This is a genomic window from Pseudomonas sp. NY15437, from assembly GCF_048068435.1.
GTDB classification, from domain to species: Bacteria; Pseudomonadota; Gammaproteobacteria; order Pseudomonadales; family Pseudomonadaceae; genus Pseudomonas; species Pseudomonas nitroreducens_B.
On sequence record NZ_JBLUQC010000005.1, the window covers coordinates 208426 to 229113 of the forward strand.

The following is a 20688-nucleotide window of genomic DNA, read 5'->3' on the forward strand; positions in this document are numbered from 1 at the left end:
GATGGCCGGCGAAAGCTACGTCGCCACCCGCCAGCTGGCACCGCTGGACGCCCTGCGTCGCGCGCTGCTGGAGTGGGGGCGCAGCGACGGCATCACCTGGGTCTACATCGCCAAGGTGCTGCTCGCCGCGCTGCTGACCCTGTGGCTGGCGATGCGCCTGGAGCTGCCGCAGCCGAGCACGGCGACCATCACCGTGTTCATCGTCATGCAGCCGCAGAGCGGCCAGGTATTCGCCAAGAGCTTCTACCGGATTCTCGGCAGCCTGGTCGGGCTGTCGGTGATGGTCGCGCTGATCGCCATCTTCGCCCAGCAGCGCGAGCTGTTCCTGCTGGTCTCGGCGTTGTGGATCGGCCTGTGCACCGTCGGCGCCGCGCGCTACCGCGACTTCCGCTCCTACGCCTGCGTGCTCGCCGGCTACACCGCCACGCTGATCGGCCTGCCCGCCACGCTGCACCCGGAGGCGGCGTTCATGTCGGCGATCTGGCGCGTGCTGGAAATCAGCCTCGGCATTCTCTGTTCCATGGTTGTCAGCGCCACGCTGTTCCCGCAGACCTCCAGCACTGCCATGCGCAGCGCGCTGTACCAGCGCTTCGGCACCTTCGCCGGCTTCGTCCTGGACAACCTCGGTGGCGGCGAGCGGCCCCGCTTCGAGGCGGCCAACGTGGCCTTCGCCTCCCAGGCCGTGGGCCTTGAGGCGCTGCGCAGCGCCACCAGCTTCGAAGACCCGCACATGCGCCTGCGTTCCGGGCGCCTGTCGCGCCTGAACAACGAGTTCATGGTGCTCACCACCCGCTACCACGCGCTGCACCAACTGCTCTCGCGTCTGCGGGCGCACGAGGCGCAGGCCGTGCTGCGGGCGCTACAACCCTGCCTGGACGAACTGGCCCAGGTGCTCGCCCCCTGGCGTGGCCAGTCGGTCACCGACCGCGACGCCGAGCGCCTCGCCACGCAACTGGAAAGCCATCGCACGCGGATGATGCAATGCATCCGCTCCGGCCGCGCGCAATTGCTGGCCGAGCAGGACGAGCCGTCCGCGCTGCTGGACTACAACACCGCCGGCGAGCTGCTCTATCGACTGGCCGATGACCTCTACAACTACGCCCTGACCCACGCCTCCCTGGCCGCGCACAAGCACGAGCGGGAGAACTGGAAGCACGGCTTCTCGCCCAAGGCCAACCTGGTCGCCTCGCTGGTGGCCGGCGGGCGCACCGCGCTGATGGTGCTGGTGTTCGGCATCTTCTGGATCGAGACCGCCTGGCCCAGCGGCAGCACCTTCGTGCTCAACGCCGCCGCCGTCGCCGCGCTGGTCTCGGCAGCTCCCGACCCGGCGAAGATGGCCATGCAGATGGCTATGGGCACCTTCTTCGCGGCGATCCTCGGCTTCTCCGAAACCTTCTTCGTGTTCCCGCACCTGGACGGCTTCCCCCTGCTGGCCTTCGCCCTCGCGCCGGTGTTCGCGGTGGGCGCGTTCTTCTCGATTAAGCCCAAGTACGCCGGCTACGGCCTGGGCCTGCTGGTGTTCTTCAGTTTCGGCGCGATCCCGGCGAACCTCACCGTGTACGATCCGGGGCGCATGCTCAACGAGTACATCTCCCTGGTGCTGTCGCAAAGTCTCGCCGCGGTGGTTGCGGCGGTGATCATGCCGCCCACCAGCGCCTGGCTCTGGCGCCGCCTGGAGAAGGACCTGCGCCAGCGCGTGGTGCAGGCCATCAGCGGCAAGCTCGACGGCCTGGTGTCGTCCTTCGAGAGCGGCACCCGCGACCTGCTCAACCAGGCCTATGGCGTGGCCGCACGCAGCCCGCAGATGCAGCGCCGGCTGCTGCGCTGGACCTTCGTGGTGCTGGAAGTCGGCCACGCCATCATCGAACTGCGCGTGGAGCAGGAGAACCTGCCCAGCGAGCCCTGCTACGCCGAATCGACGCCGTGGCGGCAGTCGATCCGCGCCATGGGCCGTGCGCTGATCCGCCTGTTCGTCAAACCCGGGCAGGCCAACCGCGAGCGCGCCCTGGCCGCGGTGGAGCAGGCCATCGACTGCGTGAAGCACACCGACGAACCGCGCGCCCCGGACTTCGAAAGCTCGCCGCTGCGCCGCGTGCTCAGCTACCTGCACTTCATCCGCAGCAGCCTGCTCGACCCACAGTCGCCGCTGCGCGATGGCGAACCCACTTCTGGAAGATCGACCCATGCTGCCTGACCTGCCCCGCGAGATCGCCTTCCACGGGGTCTACATGCCGACCCTGACCCTGATGTTCCTGGTCGCCGCGCTGATCTGCTGGGGCATCGACCGCGTCTTCGCCTCCATCGGCCTGTACCGCTACACCTGGCACCCGGCGCTGTTCCGCGTGTGCCTGTTCGCCTGCCTGTTCGGCGGCCTGTCTCTCACCGTCTATAAGTAACGAGCGTGCACCCATGACTCTCAAATCCATCATCAGCCTGCTGGCGACCCTGATCATCCTGGCGGTCGCCGCGTTGATCGGCCGTGCCCTCTGGGTGAACTACATGGATACGCCCTGGACCCGCGACGGCCGGGTGCGCGCCGACATCATCAACGTCGCCGCCGACGTCTCCGGCGTGGTGGTCGACGTGCCGGTGCGCGACAACCAGCGGGTGAAGAAGGGCGACTTGCTGATGCAGATCGACCCGGATCATTACCAGATCGCCGTGAAGCAGGCCGAGGCGGCCGTCGCCTCGCGCAAGGCCACCCTGCAGATGCGCCAGCTCAACGCCAAGCGCCGCCGCGCCATGGACGAGGAGGTGGTCTCCCGCGAGAGCCTGGACGACGCCAGCAACACCGCCGCCGCCTCCGAGGCCGACTACCAGCAGGCCCTCGCCGCGCTGGACGCCGCCAAGCTGAACCTGGAGCGCACCCAGGTGCGCGCCGCGGTGGACGGCTACGTGACCAACCTCAACGTGCACCGTGGCGACTATGCCCGCGTGGGCGAGGCGAAGATGGCCGTGGTGGACGAGAGCTCCTACTGGATCTACGGCTACTTCGAAGAGACCAAGCTGCCGCACATTCGCGTCGGCGATCCGGCCGAGCTGCAACTGATGAGCGGCGAGCGCCTGAAGGGCCACGTCGAGAGCATCGCCCGCGCCATCTACGACCGCGACAACCCGGAAAGCCGCGAACTGGTGGCCGACGTGAACCCGACCTTCAACTGGGTACGCCTGGCCCAGCGCGTGCCGGTGCGCATCCACATCGACGAGGTGCCGGAGGGCGTGCTGCTGGCGGCGGGGATCACCGCCACCGTGATCGTCAACCCGGAAAGCCGCAACGCGGAGCATTCCGACGGCGCGCCTGCCGCGGCGCAGTGATCGGATCGGATGAATGAAAACGGGAGCTTCGGCTCCCGTTTTCGTTTTCAGCCCGGATCGCGCGGAGACGGCGGATAGCCCGCTTGCGCTGGGTGGGTGCTTTCGTAGGAGCGAGCTTGCTCGCGAACAGCCCAGCTCCGGTGCCTTGCGGAGCGCGAGCAAGCTCGCTCCTACAGTTATCCTTCGGCCGGCTTGTGCCGGGGGCTGTCACGGCGTGGGGCGGATAACCCGTTCCGGGTGATACGCCCTACGAATTGCCCGGTCGCGCGGGCGGGTGCTCTTGTAGGAGCGAGCTTGCTCGCGAACAGCCCAGCTCCGGTGCCATGCAGTTCGCGAGCAAGCTCGCTTCTACAGGAATGGTCAGGCGTCGCTCTGTTCGCGTCGGCGGTTCTTGTAGCTGCCGCGGATGTTCATCGCCGCCAGGCACAGCTGCAGCACCACCAGCGCGTAGGCCTTGGCCGGCAGGCCCCAGGCGATCCACAGGGCGTTGCTGGCGATGAATACCCAGAAGCCTACCTTGCGCCGCTTGCGGTCACGGGAACCGACCAGCCAGGCGGCGAGGACGGTCACCAGCATGGCGGGCCATTGCAGCAGATCGATCAGTTCGTTCATGGCAGTCAAGCTCAGGCGGTTGTCCTGAACTCAGACCAGCCCCGGCGCGGCAAAGTGCGGACGAACTGGGTAGCCATCGAGCAGCGCGTTGGTCTTCTGCGCGTCCAGCGCGCCGTTGAACGGCACGCCCAGCGCCTGGCGGTGGATGCCGGTGGCAGCCAGCCAGAGGGTGTCGATGCGCGCGGCGAGGGCGCCGGGCACGTCGGTCACCAGCGAGTCGCCGACGAACAGGATGTGCCTGGCGCCGCGTGCCTCCAGTTGCCGCTGGGCGATGCGGAAGGCCGACGGGTCGGGCTTGCCGTACCAGTGCACGCTGCCGCCTTCCTCGGCGAAGGCCTCGGCCAGGCGGCCGGCGCCGAACACCGTCTGGCCGCCGGACACCACCACGCGGTCCGGATTGGCGCACAAGAACGGTTTGTCGGTGGCGCCGCGCAGCGGGGCGAAGCGCTCTTCCAGCTCATCCTGCGGGAAGCTGCCGACGCCCAGGATCAGCGACGCGGCGTGGATGTCATCGCAGAAGCGCTCGCGGATTTCCGCGGGCCAGGTGGTCAGCGCATCGCCCACGCCGACGGTGTAGATACCGCCGCGCTGGAACTCGCGCTCCTGGGTCAGGGCGTCGATGGCCAACTGGCCGGAGGTGGTGATGCCGGCGAACAGCTCGCGGGCGACGCCCAGGCGCACCAGGGTATCGGCCATCTCCGGCACGCTGCGCGAGGCGTTGCTGAGGAACCACACCGGCTTGCCCTCGGCGGCGCGGCGGGCGAGCCAGTCGAGAGCGCCGGGGAACACGTCGACGCCGTCGATCAGCACGCCCCAGAGGTCGAGCAGGAATCCGTCGTAGTCGGCGCAGAAGGCATCGAGGCCGGCGTGGTCGATGTAGCGGGTGTGGGTGACGGCGCTGAAGCGGGAGGAGGTCATGGCGAGCCTGGGAAGCGGTGGGAGTGCGCCCACGTTAGCGCACTCTCGCCATGCCGGTGTACCCGCCGCGCGGATCAGTGCGCCGGGTGCAGCGGCCGCTGCTCGCCGAAGGTGTCCGCCAGCCAGCCCTTGAGCTGGCAGCCGGCGAAGGCCGAGGTGCTGCATTCGCCGCTGGCCAGGGCCTGCTGCAGTTTGCCGATGTCGGCTTTCCTGACGTAGGCGATGGCATCGTCCATGTCATCGGCGCTGCCGAAACCGGCTTCGGTCATTTCCTTGAGCGCGTCTTCCTTGCTCCAGCCCTGGATGACGGTGCGGTACATCGCCGAGAACAGGCCGGTGCGGTCGCTGCCGTGCTTGCAGTGCATCAGCACCGGGCCGTCCTGTTCGGCTTTCTGCAGGATGCGCAGCACCTTGAGCACGTCGGCATCGTCGACGCGGTCGGCGTGGGTGGGGAAGCTCACCGTCTCGATGCCCTGCTGGCCGATCCAGGCGCGGTCGTCGTCCTTGATGAAGCTCACCACGGTCTTCACCTGCAGGCGCTGCAGCACGGGCAGGTCGGCGCTGTCGGGCAGGGCGCTGCGGTACAGGGTGGGCGACATCTGGTAGAGGTTGAACGACTTATCCACAGGTTTGGCCCAGTCGGCCGGCGTCTCGCCAGCGGCCAGGGCGAGCGGGCCGAATGTCAGCAGGGCGGCGGCGATGGCGCCACGGAGAATCGGGGGCAGGGACATAGGTGCTCCTCTAAGGTTGGCGGTACCTTAGGCGGGGCACGGTTGTGTCCGGATGAAAAGCAGGTGAAGAAAGCGTGAAGTCCGCTCAGCGCCGCTCGCCAGGGAGGAAGCGCGCGAGCACCGCGGGGCGGAAGAACCACCAGACGCACAGCGGGTAGCACAGGTAGTTGAGCGCGTAGATCAGCAGTCCTGCCGGGCTCGGGGTGTTCTTCCACGCCGCCATGCCCACCAGCAGCGCGTAGAGCACCGCCAGCCCGCCGCCATACAGCGCGGTCAGCCGCCAGCGCTCGGCAGTTTCCGCCAGGCGTTTGTGCCGCCGGGCGAACCAGACGGCCATGGCGGCGGCGATCACGGCCGCCACCAGCAGCGTCGCCGGCACCCCGCCGACCCGCAGCAGCCCTCGCGCCACGACGTTGAGGAAGAAGGCGGCGAGGATGCCGGCAAGGGCGAGGTAGCGGACCTGGACTGTCATCAGAGCTGCCCGTCCAGGCCGAAGCGCTTCTTCAGCGCCTTGTCCAGCAGGCCGGTGGGCAGCCAGCGCGACAGCAGGGGCAGGGCGCGGCTGCCGTTGCCGATGCGCACCAGGCGCGGGCGTGGCGATCGTTGTGCGGCGGCCAGCAGCGCGCGGGCGAAGTCGCTGGCGGGGGTGGGCTTGTCCTGGGAGGCGGCGGCACGTGCCTGGATGAACGAGCGCAGCGGCCACCAGGGCGACTGCTCGCTGACCACCGCGGCCATCTCGCGGCTGGCGTTGGCGCCGAAGCTGGAGGCGATGGCCCCGGGCTGTACTTCCATCACCTCGATGCCGAAGGGCGCCAGTTCCAGGCGCAGTGCGTCGTTCAGCGCATGCACGGCGGCCTTCGACGCGCAGTAGGCGCCGGCGAACGGGGTGACCAGTACGCCGGACACGCTGCCGATGTTCACCACCAGGCCGCGGCGCGCGCGCAGCGCCGGGAACAGCGCGCGGGTGACGCCGACCACGGCGAACACGTTGGTTTCGAACTGCCGGCGGATCGCCTGGCTGCCCCCATCGAGCAGCGGGCCCATGGCGCCGTAGCCGGCGTTGTTGATCAGTACATCCAGGCCACCGGCTTCGCGTTGCAGCAGCTCGGCGAGGCGCTCGACGGCGGGTTCGTCGTTGACGTCCAGCAGCACGCCACGGAACCCCGCCTGGCCGAGGACGGCGACGTCTTCGTCGCGGCGGGCGGTGGCCCAGACCTGGTAGCCGGCGGCCTGGAAGGCATCGGCAAGGGCGCGGCCGATACCGCTGGAGCAACCGGTGATGAGGGCGACGGGTTGGGGCATGGTCGGGCAGTCCTTTGGGCGATGAGCGCGGACTACCGTACCGGATTGTGCCGGGCAGGTGAATCAGTTGCCGAAGCGGCCGCTGACGCGCTCGGCGCGGAATTCCAGGGTGCTGGGGCGGTAGCCGGGGCGCAGCGGCGGCAGCGGCAGGCAATCGCTCCAGCTGTCGCCGGCCAGCAGGGCGCCGGGGCCGCGGTAGCGCGGAGCCTCGTAGAGGTTTTCGGCGAGGTCGGTGGTGTCGCCAGGGCGGTAGGCGGCGACCTTCCAGCGCAGCTCCAGCAGCGGACGCGAGGAGCCGTTCTTCAGGCTGACGGCCAGCGGGCGGCCGGGCTGGCACTGGTCGGGCTGGTAGGCGATGCGCAGTTCCAGGTGCTGCAGTTGGCGGGCGTCGCTGTTGTCCTGCCAGATGGCGACGGCGATCACCGAGGCCAGCCCGACCAACCCGGCGCCGGAGATCGGCAGGGCGCGGGACGGGTAGCGAATCAACAGGATGATCCAGGTGACGATCAGCAGGATGCCGTACAGCATGAAGCGCTCCGCGGGGGATATCGAGCTTTACCTTAGCAGGCGGCGGGGTGGCGCGGGTTGATGTGGCGCGGGCGCCGATGCGAGCTGTAGGAGCGAGCTTGCTCGCGAACCAGCCCGGCGCCGGTGCTTCCCTGTAGGAGCGGGCCACGCCCGCGATCGCGCGCATGGCGCGCTCCTACAGAGGGCTGGTTGTTTCGGCGAATGGTCAGCCCTGGCTCAATCGGACCTCGGTCTCGAGGCTGGCCGACGGCAGGAGTGAACTGGCCGCCCAGTTCACCAGGGCCGCGCTGGTGGCCGGGTGCTCTGCGCTGCTCGTCTGGGCGTCGGCATCGACGGCGTGGGTATCGCCGCCGAACAGCTCGTTCGAACCGTCGTAGAGCAGATCGCCGAGGCCGTGGCTGGCGTTGTCTGCCTCGCTGGTACCGCCGTCGGGCAGGGTGATCTGCAGATGATAGGGCTGCATCGTGCTGTGATCGTGGTCGCTCGAGTCGATGGTGAAGGCGTGCGCGCCCGGCGCCAGGGGCGAGTCCGGCGTGAAGCTCCAGCGTCCATCGGCATCGGCGGTGGTGCTGCCCAGCAGCGCGTCATTGTCGTAGATGGTCACGCCCGAACCGGGCTGCGCATGCCCGCTCAGGACGGGCGAGGCATCGTCGGAGCTGCCGCCATCCGCCACGGGGCCTTCAATGGCTGGCACCTGGGGTTCCGGTTCCGGTTCCGGCTCCGGGTCGAGATTATCGGCACTGACGGTGAACACCAGGGGAGCGGTCGGCAAGCTGGTGTGGCCCGCGGCGTCCGTGGCGGTGGCGGTGAGGCTGTGGCTATCCGCCGACAGGTCCTGCTCCGGGGTGAAGCGCCAGGTGCCGTCGGCCTTGACCGTGGTAGTGCCCAGCAGGTCGTTGCCGTCGTAGAGGCTGATGGTCGCGTTCGCGGTACCGCTGCCGAGGATTTCCGGTCGGGGCGTGTGCGAGGTGTCGTCGCTCAGCCCGCTGATGGCCACCTGCGGCGGCTCGACGTGGCCGCTGGACGCTTGGTGCGACCCGGACCCGCCGGAGGAATGCCGGCTGGCAGCCAGCACGCCGACGCCGCCCGCGACGGCCGCCAGGGTCCAGGGCACGAAGCTGGGGCTGTAGTCATGCGCCTGGCTGATCACCGGGATCTCGCTGGTGGTTTCGCCGGCCAGGGCCAGCGGCACCTGCTCGCCATCGGCCAACTGCAGCGCGCCGCCGGCGCCGTCGTCCCGGGCAGAGGCGTAGGCGGCGAGCTGGCCATCGTCGGCGATGCCGTAGAGCTGCGCGTCCATGCCGGGGCTGAAGTAGTTGGCCAGCGTCAGGTCGGGGTGTTTCTCGTCATCGACGAACAGCTGCAGGTTCTGGCCTTCGCGCTTGACCGAAATGGCTTCCTTGAGGGGGCTGCCATCCACCGACTTGAGGATGTACTTCATGTGTGGCTCGGCCAGGACCTCGCCGCCTCCCTCCACGGTCAACCGGGTGGCGGTGTCGGTGGCGGCGGTGATGAGGGTGATCCGTCCCATGGGTGATTCTCCGGTGCTGTGATGGCGGGAAAATCACCGAGTATCCGGAGCGGTCGAGGGAGCGGAAATCCGAAGGCGCTGGGCTTTCGCGCGCAAGGGCTGGATACCACGTAGGAAAGTGGAGCGACGGCAGTGCGGCGCCCAGAAAAAAGCCCCCGCACCCAGAGGGGCGGGGGCATTGGCGCCGATGGGGGAAAGCGCCGGGGCCTGGGACTTAGCGCACCACGGCCTGGATTTCCACGTTTTCCGTGGTACGGCCGTAGACGTCTTCCAGACGCTCGATGTCGTCCTCGCCCAGGTAGCTGCCCGATTGCACCTCGATGATCTCCAGCGGGATCTTGCCCGGGTTGGCCAGGCGGTGGACCGAGGCGATCGGGATGTAGGTGGACTGGTTCTCGGTGAGCAGGAAGGTCTTGTCGTCACAGGTCACCTGGGCGGTGCCGGAAACGACGATCCAGTGCTCGGCGCGGTGGTGGTGCATCTGCAGCGAGAGGCGCGCGCCGGGCTTGACGGTGATGTGCTTGACCTGGAAGCGGCCGCCCATGTCCACCGAGTCGTAGGAGCCCCACGGACGGTAAACCTGGCAGTGGTTCTGGGTTTCGGTGCGGCCGGCGGCGTCGAGCTGGTTGACCACCTTCTTGACGTCCTGCACGCGGTCCTTGTGGGCGATCATCATGGCGTCCTTGGTCTCGACCACCACGATGTCTTCCAGGCCGACCACCGACACCAGCTTGCCGTTGCCGTGCACCAGGCAGTTGTGGCTGTCGTGGACGACCACGTCGCCCATGGTGACGTTGCCGTCGGCGTCCTTGTCGTGCACTTCCCAGATCGACGACCAGCTGCCGACATCGTTCCAGCCGGCGGCGAGCGGGACCACGCAGGCGCGGCGGGTCTTTTCCATCACGGCGTAGTCGATGGAGTTGTCCGGGCAGCACTCGAAGGTGGCGGCGTCGATGCTGATCAGGTCGCCGTCGTGCTGGCTGCGCTCCAGGGCGAGCAGGCAGGTGTCGTAGATGTCGGCGTCGTGCTTCTTCAGCTCTTCCAGGAAGCGGCTGGCGCGGAACAGGAACATGCCGCTGTTCCAGAAGTAGCCGCCGTCTTCGACGAACTGCTTGGCGCGGGCTTCGTCGGGCTTCTCGATGAAGCGTTCGACGCGGATGACGCCATCGGGCAGGCCGCGCTCGTCACCGGACTTGATGTAGCCGTAGCCGGTTTCCGGGCGGTCGGCCGGTACGCCGAAGAGCACCATCTCGCCTTTTTCGGCGGCGTTGGTGGCCAGGGCCAGGGCGCGCTGGAAGGCACGCTGGTCGTCGATCACATGGTCGGCCGGGAGGATCAGCAGCAGTTCGTCACGGCCTTCGGACAAGAGCTTCATGGCGGCGATGGCGACTGCCGGGGCGGTGTTGCGGCCGAAGGGTTCGAGGAGGATCGACTGGGTTTTCAGGTTCAGCGCTTCGAGCTGCTCCTGGACGATGAAACGGTGCTCCTGGTTGCTCACCACCACCGGCGGTTCCATGCCTTCGAACACCAGGCGCTCGAGGGTCTGCTGGAACAGGGTGTGTTCGCCGGTCAGGGCCAGGAACTGCTTGGGATACTGTTTGCGCGAAAGAGGCCAGAGTCGCGAGCCGCTGCCACCGGAAAGAATTACTGGGATCATCGGGTTTCTCCTAAAGCGTTTGCGTACTGTGGGCCGGACCGCGTCATGCGGGCCGACGTGCCGTTTGGGTGACCTCTCCTGTGCAGACCGTGGTTGCGGCGCACGGGTCTTGCTGCCGGTGTGGGGCCGGTCTTGTTGTTTGGCTTGGGAGTGGTTGCACAGCGCCCTCTCCCTGGCCCTCTCCCTGAAGGGAGAGGGAACTGTTCGGAGCGAAGCGGGGCATCCCCGCTCGCCGGGTAGTACTGAGCTTTTCGTTCGCACGGATGGCTCCCTCTCCGTTCAGGGAGAGGGTGGGGGAGAGGGGCGGGATTCGCCCCCAGTGCGAAGCGCGCCATCCGCATCAAGACTTCAGTCCGCCTTCACCGGGCGCTTGACCCACACCGGGTTCAGCTTGGCGCCGTCGCCGGTGACGTAGAGGCAGACCACTTCGCCGCGTTCGAGGGTGACCGGCTTGAGGTCGCTGACCTTCTTCGCGCCGTCGAACAGCGCCAGGTTCACCTTCACCGGGTTGATTTCGCGGTCGCCGTGGCTCTGCGGGGCGACGTTGCTGACCACTTCGGTCTTGCCGTCGGCGGTCTTCAGGGTGAGGGCCTTGCCGCTGAGGTTCTGCACGCGGACCAGGGCCTTCTGCTTGTTCTTGAACGGCGGCTCGGGCACCAGGCGCGGCTGGCCGCCGGGCTGGCTGACGAGGGTGTAGTAGGAGTCCGGGTCGAGTTTCACCGGCAGGCTCTGGGAGCCGACCTTGGCGGTGTAGTTGCCCGGCGGGAGGAACTTGAAGTCGCTGGAGCCCAGCGGCGAGATGTCGTTCAGGGTGGCGTTGCCGACCGCGACGGACAGCTCGCCGCTGCCGGCGTTGTAGGCCCGTACGAAGGAAGAGCCCTTGGGAGCCTGCGGGCCGTAGAGCGCGCCTTCACCGCCAGCGAAGGCGCCGAGGGATGCAGCGCCCAGGGCCAGTGCCAGGGCGGACGACGTCAGGGTGCGAATGCTCAGTCGGTTCATGGGGTGTACCTCCGTCTTCTCTTTCATGTGGGCACGGGGGGTGCCCTGTTCAGCGCGCGGTGCGCCGTGGGTTCGTGGGATCAGTGTTCGGCGGCCTGGTTGGATGCCAGGCGTTCGTCGCGGCCACCCGCTGCCCGCAGTTGCGCCACCCAGTCCGGGTTGAACTGGCTCAGGTCGCTGTGCATCGGCAGGTAGCGTTCGGGGAATTCCCAGACCAGCAGTTGCGCCGGCTTCTGCTTGAAGCCTTCGTCCTGCAGGAGTTCGAGCATGGGTTCCAGGGGGCCCTTGCCCTCCTTGGCGTAGTTGATGACATCCGCCGAGAGCGCCTGCTTGAGGGCGCCGGCGAAGTTCCAGCGCGGGTTGGCGCTGTAGCTGGTGCCGACCAGCGCGACCTGCGGCTGGGCGCTGTCGCCGAAGAGGTCGCCGCCACCGTTGTCGGCGGACGCGGCGTCCTCGGCCGGATGGGTCTCGCGCTGTTCCAGCTGGTCCTCGGGGGGCAGCAGGTTGGTGAACAACGGGTCCAGCGGCAGGAAGGTCAGCAGGTCGCCCTTGTGCGCGCCGCTCTTGCCCGCCTCGGTGACGAAGCTCTGGGTCGGCAGGTCGGAGCCGACGCTGGCGCGGATGCTTTCGCCCAGGCGCTGGGCCACGGCTTCGGCGCCCAGCGGGGTCCAGTGGGTGTCGGTGCGCAGGAACACCTGGCCGTTATCCTTGGCCTTCTCCAGCGTGCCGAGCAGCTCCGGCGCGGCCATGCCGGCCTGGCGGGCGCGCTGCAGGAAGTCGTTGTACAGCGACGCGTGCAGGGCGGCCGGTTGCTCCTTGCCGACGTACTCGGGGTAGAGGCGGGTCTTGGCCGGGATGATCGCCAGCACCAGCTTCACGCCGCGGCGTTCCAGCTCCTGCTGTACGCCACGCACCAGCGCCCAGTTGTCCTCGAGCTGCTGCTGGGTGGGGGCGGGCTTGAACTCCTCATCGGTGAACAGCCAGCCGTCCTTGCCGATCACCACGCCCGGGCGGCCTTCGTCGAAGACGGTGTAGTCCAGCGCGGCCCAGAGGTTGGTGCCCAGGCGCTTGATGGGGAATTCGTCGTCGTAGTGGCCTTCGAAGGCGTGGGCCAGCTTGCCGTTGAGCACGGTGGTGCCTTCGGCGGCGGAGAAGCTGGGGAATGCCTTCAGCGACCAGCCGGCCAGGCCCAGCAACATCCCGCCGAACGCGGCGATGTAGGCGTACTGGAGGGGTTTGGCGATGCTCTTGGTTTCTACTGTCATGATGGCCTCGCTCAGAACTGGAAGTAGAGGAACGGCGAGTAGCTCTGCGCCGAGAGCTTGAGCACCGAGGCGGCGAACAGCAGGAGCAGGGCGACGCGGGTGGCCAGCACCGGCAGCTGGGTCATCCAGTGCGGCTGGTAGACGGCGGCGCCGCTGGGCGAATAGGCGATGGCCGCCGGGTCCTGCTGGGCCATGGCCGGGGTGCGCGGCTGGGCGCTGGCCGGGCCGTCGGCGTCAACCGCTTCGGCCTTCGCCGCGGCCTTGGGCGCCTTGCTCGGCATTGGTTGGTTGTAGAACTGGCGCAGGCCGAAGAAGGCGAGCACGAGGTAGGCGATGACCAGGGTGCCGACCTGCAGGCCGGTGAGGCTGGCGCGATTGAGCTCGGAGAGTTTCCAGTCGCCGAAGCTGAACATGGCTTCGTACATGCGCCAGGCCACGTGCAGGTTCTCGGCGCGGAAGATCACCCAGCCGATGATCACCAGCAGGAAGGTGAAGGCCCACTTCAGCGGGTTGAGCACGCGCGGCGCGGCGTTCACGCCCAGGGCGCGCTCGATGGCCAGCCACACGCCGTGCCAGGCGCCCCAGATGATGTAGGTGACGTTGGCGCCGTGCCACAGGCCGCCCAGCAGCATGGTGAGGATCAGGTTGCGGTAGGTCTGGAAGGTGGTGCCGCGGTTGCCGCCCAAGCTGATGTACAGGTAGTCGCGCAGCCAGGTGGACAGGCTGATGTGCCAGCGCCGCCAGAACTCGGTGATGGACTGGCTGATGTAGGGCTGGTTGAAGTTCTCCATGAAGCGGAAGCCCATCATCAGGCCCAGGCCGATGGCCATGTCGCTGTAGCCGGAGAAGTCGAAGTACAGCTGCGCGGTGTAGGCCAGCGCGCCCAGCCAGGCGTCGCCGGTGGTGGGGTTCTGCAGGGCGAAGCAGTGGTCGGCCACCGCCGCCAGGGTGTCGGCGATGAACACCTTCTTGACGAAGCCCTGCATGAACCGGGTGCAGCCTTCGGCGAACTTGTCGACGGTGTGGGTGCGGTGGTTGAACTGGTCGACCAGGTCCTTGAAGCGCAGCACGGGGCCTGCGATCAGGTGCGGGAAGATCGCCACGAACGCCGCGAAGTCGATCAGGTTGTGCGTGGCCGGGGTGTCGCCGCGGTACACGTCGATGATGTAGCTGATCGATTCGAAGGTGTAGAAGCTGATGCCGATCGGCAGCAGGATGTGGGTCAGCACGAAGGGCTGCATGCCGAACGAGGTGATGATCTCGTTGAGGCTCTCCACGCCGAAGTTGGCGTACTTGAAGTAGCCCAGCACGCAGAGGTCGACCACCACGCCGAGGATCAGCCAGCGCTGCGCGGCCTTGGTGCGCACGCCGGCGGCGCCGATGCGCAGGCCGATCCAGTAGTTGAACACGGTGACGCCGGCGAACAGCAGGAGGAAGTCCACCCGCCACCAGGCGTAGAAGATGTAGCTGGCGACCAGCAACAGGAGGTTCCGGTAGCGGTTCCCGCTCAGGTAGTACAGGCCGAGGAAGACCGGCAGGAACAGGAACAGGAACACGTTGGAAGAAAAGACCATTCCGCGTCTCTCTCTGGAGCTTCAAACCTTGAGTGGCTCCGGACCTTCCGGCGTCTTCGCGACGCCTTGAGGAAAGGCCGGGGCAACCCGCCAATTCCTCCCCATGTGGTGCTCAATCTGCTGCGCCCGCCCGCGTCTTTATTGCGCGGGTCGGGGGTGTTGCTTGCCGGGGCTCCGGCGTTGGGGGTTCACTCTCCCCAGCCCTCTCCCTGAAGGGAGAGGGGGTATCCGTGTTGGCGGAACTGTCCGTGCCCGCCGGCTGACGCGAAACTGCCCATCGCTCGGACAGTCCCCTCTCCCTTCGGAGCGGGGCGCGTAGCCAGGGTTAGGGAGAGGGGCTCTTGCCGTGTAGCTTCAGCTCCCCGCCCCCTGGCGGTTGAAAACCTTGGTCACCTCGCCCCCCAGGCGGAAGCTGTTGAACGGCTCCATCTTCTTCTTCCAGTCCTGGGTCTTGGGCGCGCAGCTGTAGAGCGCGCAGTAGGGTTCCAGCCAGGCGAACTTGCTGTTCTCCTTCAGGTCGCCCATGTCCTGGTCGTTGCCGGTCTTCTCGTCGAACGCTTCCTGGTCGTCCACGCCCTGCATCACGCGGTTGGCCAGGCGCTGCAGGGCGCCGTTGTTTTCCTGGCGCAGGTCGACGCCGTTCACCTGGGCGAAGGCGGCGATCATGGTCAGCGGCGGCAACGAGTAGTTGTGGTACGACAGCGCGCGCTGGCGGCGCTTGAGTTCGTTGGGCAGGTAGCCGTCGGCGTCCACCTGGTTGGCGGCGACCTTGAACTCCTGCACCGACCAGTCGAACAGGTCGCGGCGGTTGGTCACCACGGCGGTGGACATCACCGACCAGGCGGCCCAGTAGGAGTGGTTGTTGATCTTCTTCAGCGGCAGATCGCTCCAGTCGCGCACCACCTGGCTGCCCAGGGTGCTGAACCAGTTCTCGATCTCCTTCGACTGCTCGGTGTAGGAGGCCAGCGGGCGGCTGCTGGAGAACTTCAGGCGCATGTAGGACGACGACAGGCTGCCCAGCGCCCATTTGCGCATGGACTTGCCGGTGTGGTTGTAGTCGCTGCTCTCCAGCGCGCCGGCCTTCGCCCAGCTGTCCAGCCAGGTCATCGCGCAGTCCAGGTCACCCTTGTTGCCGCTGCGCATGTACTGGGTGATGAGCTTGGTGGCGCCGCGCTCCATGTCGGTGATGTCCTTGATCTGGCTGCGGAATTCTTTCTCCGCATCCGCGTTCAGGGTGGCGCGCGCCGAGTCCGAGCCCTTGTACTTGCTGGTGAACTGCAGGCTGCCGGTATAGGGCGTCGGCGGGGTGGGGCAACGGTCGGAATCCTTCTTGCTGCCCTTGTCGCCAACGGCGGAGAAATAGCCCGGCGGCGGCACCAGATCGGCGGCGTAGGTGGTCGCCTCGCCACCGAACAGGGCGCCGAGCACCGCGACGCTCAGGCCGATGCGGGCGACCACGGGGGTCTTGATCTTGCGTAGGCTTGGCATGGAATTCACTCCCTCACGTCTGAGCCTGTTCGATGTCTGCCTGCGCGGCGCTCGGCGAGACCCTGAACAGGCTCCTAGTTGGCGGCCACGTCGGCCGACTTGGCTTTGGGCGTCTGACAGAGCTTGGCCTCGACTTCCAGGCCCGCCGGCATGTCTTCCGGCGCCTCGATCTCCAGGGAGAGGAACTGCTGGTTCGACCAGTCCTCGTCGTTGCGCAGCTCGAAGACGTAGCGTCCGCCGGTATCCACGGCCTTGGACTGCTCGATCTTCAGCTGCTCGCGGCGGCCGTTCATGTACCAGATGGTGTTCTTGAGTTCATGGATGCCGGGGTCGGAATAGGTGACGTCGGCGGTGTAGCTGCCCGAGCGGATCGGCAGGGCGCCGCTGTTGAGCAGCACCTCGTTGCTGCCGGCGTGCAGCTTGACCTTGCGGCTGATGGCCGGCTTGCCGTCGGCGCAGCCGTTGTCCACCAGCGGCATGGCCTGGCGATAGAAGCTCTTCTGCGCCATGTCGTAGTGGGTGGCGAATTCCCAGATGAGGATCTTCGGCGGCTTGTCGTGGAATTCCTTGCTGGTCATGTAGGCCAGCAGGGAGCTGTCGAAGCCGCCGCCGGACACGGCGTTGTTGAGGATGTCGACCTTGCCGTACTGCTCCAGGAAGCCGGCGAAGTTGTACGCCGGGCCGCTGTTGGAGGTGCCCACCAGCGCGACCTGGGCATCGCCGCCTTCGCCGAACAGGTCGCCGCCGCCCGAATCGCCCACCGGCTCGGTCTCGAAGCGGTCGACGTACTGCGGTGCGTAGCTGCTGCCGCACAGCTGCGCGGCGGCCTTGTGGAAGGTGCCCAGCTTGGACAGCAGGCCCACGCGCTTGCTCTCGAATTCCTTCTTGGGAATGTCGTTGTAGGCGGGGATTTCCTTCAGGGTCTCGGCCACGATCTTCGCGCTGCGCATGGCGCCGTACGGAGTCCAGTGGTGGTCGCCCTTGAAGTAGTAGGGGGGCTCTTCCTTCTCGTCGAACAGCGGCGAGAAGTCCGGGGTGTAGATGCCGGCCTTGCGGAACTGGGCGATGGTCGCCTGGTAGTTCTTCTTCGCCAGCTCGAAGTTGAAGCTGGCCTTCTCCTGCGGGTTGAGCTTCTCGCGGTTCACCAGGCCACGGGTGGGCTGGTAGACCACGACGAGGTCGATGCCCTTGCGCTTGAGTTCGTCGCGCAGCTGCTTGAGCTCGCGCCAGCCTTCGGGCGTGGTGCCGAAGTCGGTGCGCAGGTCGTAGGTGGTGCGGAACAGCCAGTCTTCCTGGGCCGGCACCAGGTGGGTGAAGAAGCCCAGGTACTTGGTGTTGTACGCCGTATCGTTGGCGGCGGTCGGGCACAGCCCGGCGGCCGGCTGAGCGGTATAGCTCGGCGCGTCGGCGGCGGTCGCCTGGTGGGCCAGCAGCAGGGCCGCGGAAAGGCCCGACAGGCGCAGCAGGTTGATGGTGATGTTCTTCATGACAGTCGGGTCCTCAGTTCTGCAGTTCGGCCTGGCTTTCGACGGGGTCGATCAGCACCGCGCGTTGCTGGCGCACCAGCAGGTCCAGGATCTGGTCCTGCTTCTCGCCGAGCACGCCGTTGAAGGAGATGCCGGAAGATTTGGTCGGGCCGAGCATGGCCACCTTGTAGAGCTCCAGCGACAGCGGCGAATCCACCGACAGCGGGCCGGAGCCGTTGCCGGCCAGCTTGCCGCCGACCACGATCAGCGAGACCTTGGTATCGAAGGGGTCGAGGTCGATGTTGCGGTCGGTGTCGGAGAGGTCCTTGATGTGGCCGTAGACGCCGATCAGCTTGTTGCCGGCCGCGAGGTTCTCGTACAGGCGGATGTTCACGCTGTTGCGCACGCGGATGCCGTGGCGCTGGTTGGCCAGCACCTGGTTGCCGTAGATGAGGTTGTCGCCCGACTCGTAGAGCGTGATGCCGTCGGAGTGGTTGCGGTACACCTCGTTGTAGGCCACCAGGTTGCGCTCGGAGTTACGGTCGAGGACGATCCCGGAGAGGTGGTTGTCGTAGGTCTTGTTGTGGATGATCCAGCTGTCGTTGACCTCACGCGAAACGATGATGCCGTGCTTCTTCTTGGTCCCGTAGACGGTGTTCTCGGCGATGATCAGGCGGTGCGAACGGTCGTGCGGGTCGATGCCGTAGATCACGTTGTTCTTGTACGTGTTGCCGCGCACCACCAGGTCGTCCGCTTCATAGCAGTAGAAGCCGTACCAGGCGTCCTCGAAGGTGGAGTTGAGCACCCAGCCCTGGGGCCGCGGGCGCTTCATGGTCTTGTCCATGCCCGGGCTGTACTGCGAGATGGAGATGCCGTAGGCCTTGGACGCGTTGTAGCCGAAGCTCGTGAAGTGGCTGTTGACCAGGTAGGCCTCGGCGCCGCCCCAGGAGATCAGGAAGGGGCGGAACTCGTTGGGCTCCTTGAACCAGGCCGGTTCGTTCTTCGCCTCGTTCCAGGCGGTGACCTTGGTGTCACGCACGAACAGCTTGCCGTCGTTGACCAGGAACGATCCGCGATCCTGGGACAGGCGCAGCTCCTTGACCTTGCCGTCGATCTCCAGGGTCGCGCCCTGGCTGACCACGATAGGCAGGCGGGCGACGTAGACGCCCGGCTCGGTCTGCTCCAGAGCGTTCTTGGGCAGCTTGCCGACCAGCTCGGTGAGGTTGACGTAGCCGCCCTCGATGAAGATCGCCTTGGGCATCTGGCGCTGGCGCTTCACCCATTCGCCGAGACGGTTCTTGCCGCCGGTGAACTCCTTCAGCGGCTGCTGCTGCACCATGCGCTGGATCTGCGCCTTGCCGCGCTTGTTGCGCACGATCTTCTTCTCCACCGCCTCGGGGGTGTAGCCGGAGAGGTCGGGCAGCTTGGGCGGCTCCAGGTGCAGCGGCTCGCTCGGAGCCGCGGTCACCGTGTAGTTGCCCGATTGCTTCAGCGTCTGGGTATGGCCCGGTTCTTCGGCCGGGGCGCTCTCGTCCTCGGCGGCCTTATCGGCTTTCGCGGCGTCGGCCTTCTTGGCCTGGGCGGCGCTGGCTTCGGTCTTGGCCGCGGGCTGCGCCGCCCAGGCCGGAGTGGTGGCCAGCAGTACGCTGCCCAGCAGCAGGCCGGCCCAGGGCGTGGCGGTCGATTTGCGTGGGCCTTGCGGCTCCCTCACCCCAGCCCTCTCCCGGAGGGAGAGGGCGCACCCCGGCATTGGGCGGAGCGCCGTGCAAGCCGGCGACTCCGAACAGCCCCCGCTCCCTCTGGGAGAGGGTTGGGGTGAGGCTAATAGAGTGAGAATGTTCATCGCCATACTCCTCAGAAGTGCCAGATCACGTCGACGAAGGCGTGGTGCATGGTCGAGTCGACGTGGCTGCCGTAGGCATCGCCGGGCTTGAACACGCCGCCACGGAAGCGGATCAGCGCCGACGGCTCGTCGATCGCCTGGCTCATCGACGCCGGCAGCAGGCCCTGCTTGAAGTACTTGGTGACGACCAGGTCGACTTCCTGGCCGATGTCCTTGGAGTCGTTGACCAGCGGAGCGGTGATGCCGCTGTTGCCGATGTCCGAGTCGCTGTCCACGCGGCGGAACTTGTTGTAGATGACGCTGGCGTCGTAGTCGTCGCGCAGCTGCCAGGAGCCGAACAGGGTGGCGGCTTCGAGGTTCGACAGCTCGCCACGGAACGCCTCGCCGAAGCGGTGCGCGCGGGCGCGGGTGCCGGTGAAGTTGGAGCGGTTGCTTTCAAGACCGGTCTGTTCGAACTGGTCTTCGCCATTCTTGCCGCCGCCACTGCCACGGGCGTAGGCACCGCCGACGCGCCACTGCTCGTCGATGTTCCAGCGCAGGCCCAGGTCGGCGCCGTAGGCGTCCACGTCGCCGCTCTGCTTGCCGGTGGCGATGCGCTCGCCATTCACCGGGGCGGTGGTCAGGCGGTCGCGGTTGCCGGTCAGCCAGGTGGCGCTGGCCCAGTAGTTGATGGGCATCTGCGAGCGCCAGTTGTAGCCGTCGCCGTTGGCCTCGATGCCGACCCAGGTGAGGTCGCCGGTGGAGCGCTTGTCCAGCGAGTCGACGGTGTCGCCCGGGTCCGGCAGGCTGCCGCTGTCATCGGAATGGTGCACGCGCAGGCCGACCCAGTGCTGCGGCATCCACTGCGTGGAGATGTCGCCGAAGACGTGGGTGCGGTCCTTGTCTTCCGGCGCCAGGTCGGTGATGTCGGTGCGGTAGTCGGAGAAGCGCTGGGCGGCGCCGAGGTGGGCGCGCAGCAGGGTGGTGTCGAAGGTCCAGTTCAGGGCCTCGATGTTGGTGTCCTGCCACATGCCGCTGTCTTCGCGCAGGCGCTGGCGACCGAAGCGCAGGTGCTCGCCGGGGTACTGGGTGAGGCCGGCATAGTCCACCCAGAACTCGCGCAGGGCGAGGTAGGCGTCGTCGGGCTCGCGCTTGTTGTCGCTGCTGCCGCGGCTGGTGTTGTTGACGTCGTCGTTCTGCAGGGTGTCGGTCTGGATGGTGTCGGTGGCGGCGACCGCCTGGCCCATCACGTAGGCGCTCCAGTCGCCCCACTGGCCGAACGCCCAGGGGCGCAGGTCGAGGCCGATGCCGTTGAGGTCGCCGCCGCGGGCGGTGCCCAGGTCGCGGTCATCCTCGGATTCGGCGGTCACCTTGATGTCGAGGCCGAAGTTCTTCGGCGGCTCTTCGGCGGCGTGGGCGAGGCTGCCGAACAGCGTGCCGGCCAGGCTCAGGCCAACGCCGAACATGGCGGGGAACAGGC

At 67.3% G+C, this 20688-nt stretch carries 18 protein-coding genes; 3 read left to right on the plus strand and 15 right to left on the minus strand.

From position 1 onward, the window contains the following. Position 1: 1 nt before the first annotated feature. From ACNFIA_RS14250 to ACNFIA_RS14260, 3 genes are read left to right on the plus strand one after another with little or no spacing between them, the layout of a single operon-like run. A complete protein-coding gene (locus ACNFIA_RS14250) occupies positions 2–2194 on the plus strand; it encodes an FUSC family protein (RefSeq protein ID WP_416785795.1) in 2193 nt (730 codons plus the stop codon). A gap of 1 nt (position 2195) precedes the next feature. Continuing rightward, the gene (locus ACNFIA_RS14255) at positions 2196–2396 is read left to right on the plus strand and encodes a DUF1656 domain-containing protein (RefSeq protein ID WP_259759723.1); all 201 of its coding nucleotides are present in this window, start codon (positions 2196–2198) and stop codon (positions 2394–2396) included. Between the two features lie 13 nt (positions 2397–2409). Beyond that, positions 2410–3315, plus strand: coding sequence for an HlyD family secretion protein (locus tag ACNFIA_RS14260; protein ID WP_259757123.1), 906 nt, complete (start codon positions 2410–2412; stop codon positions 3313–3315). Positions 3316–3675: 360 nt separating this feature from the next. Here the strand turns inward: ACNFIA_RS14260 and ACNFIA_RS14265 are convergent, their stop codons facing one another. The 15 genes from ACNFIA_RS14265 to ACNFIA_RS14335 all read right to left on the minus strand — a co-directional run bounded on the left by ACNFIA_RS14265 (position 3676) and on the right by ACNFIA_RS14335 (position 20674). Continuing rightward, entirely contained in the window at positions 3676–3927 is a 252-nt protein-coding gene (locus ACNFIA_RS14265; protein WP_259757122.1) for a hypothetical protein, read from the minus strand. 30 nt (positions 3928–3957) lie between these two features. Next, a complete protein-coding gene (locus ACNFIA_RS14270; RefSeq protein ID WP_259757121.1) occupies positions 3958–4845 on the minus strand; it encodes a TIGR01459 family HAD-type hydrolase in 888 nt (295 codons plus the stop codon). 74 nt (positions 4846–4919) lie between these two features. Further along, positions 4920–5576, minus strand: a complete 657-nt coding sequence (locus ACNFIA_RS14275) for a dual specificity protein phosphatase family protein (RefSeq protein WP_416785798.1) — start codon at positions 5574–5576, stop codon at positions 4920–4922. Positions 5577–5661: 85 nt separating this feature from the next. After that, complete coding sequence (locus ACNFIA_RS14280) at positions 5662–6048, minus strand: hypothetical protein (RefSeq protein WP_259757118.1); 387 nt, start codon at positions 6046–6048, stop codon at positions 5662–5664. Then, positions 6048–6878 carry an SDR family oxidoreductase gene (locus ACNFIA_RS14285; RefSeq protein ID WP_416785801.1) on the minus strand — a complete coding sequence of 277 codons (831 nt, stop codon included), beginning with the start codon at positions 6876–6878 and terminating at the stop codon, positions 6048–6050. Before ACNFIA_RS14285 ends, ACNFIA_RS14280 begins: the two co-directional genes overlap by 1 nt. 63 nt (positions 6879–6941) lie before the next feature. Further along, positions 6942–7406: a multidrug transporter gene (locus tag ACNFIA_RS14290; protein WP_259757115.1), complete on the minus strand. Its 465-nt coding sequence runs from the start codon at positions 7404–7406 to the stop codon at positions 6942–6944. Between the two features lie 205 nt (positions 7407–7611). Then, positions 7612–8937 carry an Ig-like domain-containing protein gene (locus ACNFIA_RS14295; protein WP_416785805.1) on the minus strand — a complete coding sequence of 442 codons (1326 nt, stop codon included), beginning with the start codon at positions 8935–8937 and terminating at the stop codon, positions 7612–7614. Between the two features lie 214 nt (positions 8938–9151). Further along, positions 9152–10594, minus strand: a complete 1443-nt coding sequence (locus tag ACNFIA_RS14300; RefSeq protein ID WP_259757112.1) for a mannose-1-phosphate guanylyltransferase/mannose-6-phosphate isomerase — start codon at positions 10592–10594, stop codon at positions 9152–9154. A gap of 348 nt (positions 10595–10942) precedes the next feature. Then, complete coding sequence (locus tag ACNFIA_RS14305) at positions 10943–11593, minus strand: alginate O-acetyltransferase AlgF (protein WP_259757111.1); 651 nt, start codon at positions 11591–11593, stop codon at positions 10943–10945. Positions 11594–11673: 80 nt separating this feature from the next. Further along, positions 11674–12858 carry an alginate O-acetyltransferase gene (locus ACNFIA_RS14310; RefSeq protein WP_416785809.1) on the minus strand — a complete coding sequence of 395 codons (1185 nt, stop codon included), beginning with the start codon at positions 12856–12858 and terminating at the stop codon, positions 11674–11676. An 11-nt stretch (positions 12859–12869) separates the two neighbouring features. After that, a complete protein-coding gene (locus tag ACNFIA_RS14315; RefSeq protein ID WP_416785811.1) occupies positions 12870–14432 on the minus strand; it encodes an MBOAT family O-acyltransferase in 1563 nt (520 codons plus the stop codon). 354 nt (positions 14433–14786) lie between these two features. Beyond that, positions 14787–15902, minus strand: a complete 1116-nt coding sequence (locus tag ACNFIA_RS14320) for a mannuronate-specific alginate lyase (RefSeq protein ID WP_259759722.1) — start codon at positions 15900–15902, stop codon at positions 14787–14789. A gap of 92 nt (positions 15903–15994) precedes the next feature. Then, on the minus strand, positions 15995–17407 hold the full coding sequence (locus ACNFIA_RS14325) for an alginate O-acetyltransferase (protein ID WP_416785815.1): 1413 nt from the start codon (positions 17405–17407) through the stop codon (positions 15995–15997). A 13-nt stretch (positions 17408–17420) separates the two neighbouring features. Beyond that, complete coding sequence (gene algG, locus ACNFIA_RS14330) at positions 17421–19136, minus strand: mannuronan 5-epimerase AlgG (protein ID WP_416785818.1); 1716 nt, start codon at positions 19134–19136, stop codon at positions 17421–17423. 104 nt (positions 19137–19240) lie between these two features. Beyond that, positions 19241–20674: an alginate export family protein gene (locus ACNFIA_RS14335; RefSeq protein WP_259759720.1), complete on the minus strand. Its 1434-nt coding sequence runs from the start codon at positions 20672–20674 to the stop codon at positions 19241–19243. Positions 20675–20688 lie beyond the last annotated feature (14 nt).

What these genes read in the sequence shown, in the direction of transcription:
- ACNFIA_RS14325 (WP_416785815.1), bottom strand. Translation starts at nt 17,407, where the DNA reads ATGAAGAACATCACCATCAACCTGCTGCGCCTGTCGGGCCTTTCCGCG.
- ACNFIA_RS14315 (WP_416785811.1), bottom strand. Translation starts at nt 14,432, where the DNA reads ATGGTCTTTTCTTCCAACGTGTTCCTGTTCCTGTTCCTGCCGGTCTTC.
- ACNFIA_RS14285 (WP_416785801.1), bottom strand. Translation starts at nt 6,878, where the DNA reads ATGCCCCAACCCGTCGCCCTCATCACCGGTTGCTCCAGCGGTATCGGC.
- ACNFIA_RS14265 (WP_259757122.1), bottom strand. Translation starts at nt 3,927, where the DNA reads ATGAACGAACTGATCGATCTGCTGCAATGGCCCGCCATGCTGGTGACC.
- ACNFIA_RS14280 (WP_259757118.1), bottom strand. Translation starts at nt 6,048, where the DNA reads ATGACAGTCCAGGTCCGCTACCTCGCCCTTGCCGGCATCCTCGCCGCC.
- ACNFIA_RS14260 (WP_259757123.1), top strand. Translation starts at nt 2,410, where the DNA reads ATGACTCTCAAATCCATCATCAGCCTGCTGGCGACCCTGATCATCCTG.
- ACNFIA_RS14275 (WP_416785798.1), bottom strand. Translation starts at nt 5,576, where the DNA reads ATGTCCCTGCCCCCGATTCTCCGTGGCGCCATCGCCGCCGCCCTGCTG.
- ACNFIA_RS14270 (WP_259757121.1), bottom strand. Translation starts at nt 4,845, where the DNA reads ATGACCTCCTCCCGCTTCAGCGCCGTCACCCACACCCGCTACATCGAC.
- ACNFIA_RS14310 (WP_416785809.1), bottom strand. Translation starts at nt 12,858, where the DNA reads ATGACAGTAGAAACCAAGAGCATCGCCAAACCCCTCCAGTACGCCTAC.
- algG (WP_416785818.1), bottom strand. Translation starts at nt 19,136, where the DNA reads ATGCCGGGGTGCGCCCTCTCCCTCCGGGAGAGGGCTGGGGTGAGGGAG.
- ACNFIA_RS14305 (WP_259757111.1), bottom strand. Translation starts at nt 11,593, where the DNA reads ATGAACCGACTGAGCATTCGCACCCTGACGTCGTCCGCCCTGGCACTG.
- ACNFIA_RS14300 (WP_259757112.1), bottom strand. Translation starts at nt 10,594, where the DNA reads ATGATCCCAGTAATTCTTTCCGGTGGCAGCGGCTCGCGACTCTGGCCT.
- ACNFIA_RS14250 (WP_416785795.1), top strand. Translation starts at nt 2, where the DNA reads ATGGCCGGCGAAAGCTACGTCGCCACCCGCCAGCTGGCACCGCTGGAC.
- ACNFIA_RS14290 (WP_259757115.1), bottom strand. Translation starts at nt 7,406, where the DNA reads ATGCTGTACGGCATCCTGCTGATCGTCACCTGGATCATCCTGTTGATT.
- ACNFIA_RS14335 (WP_259759720.1), bottom strand. Translation starts at nt 20,674, where the DNA reads ATGTTCGGCGTTGGCCTGAGCCTGGCCGGCACGCTGTTCGGCAGCCTC.
- ACNFIA_RS14295 (WP_416785805.1), bottom strand. Translation starts at nt 8,937, where the DNA reads ATGGGACGGATCACCCTCATCACCGCCGCCACCGACACCGCCACCCGG.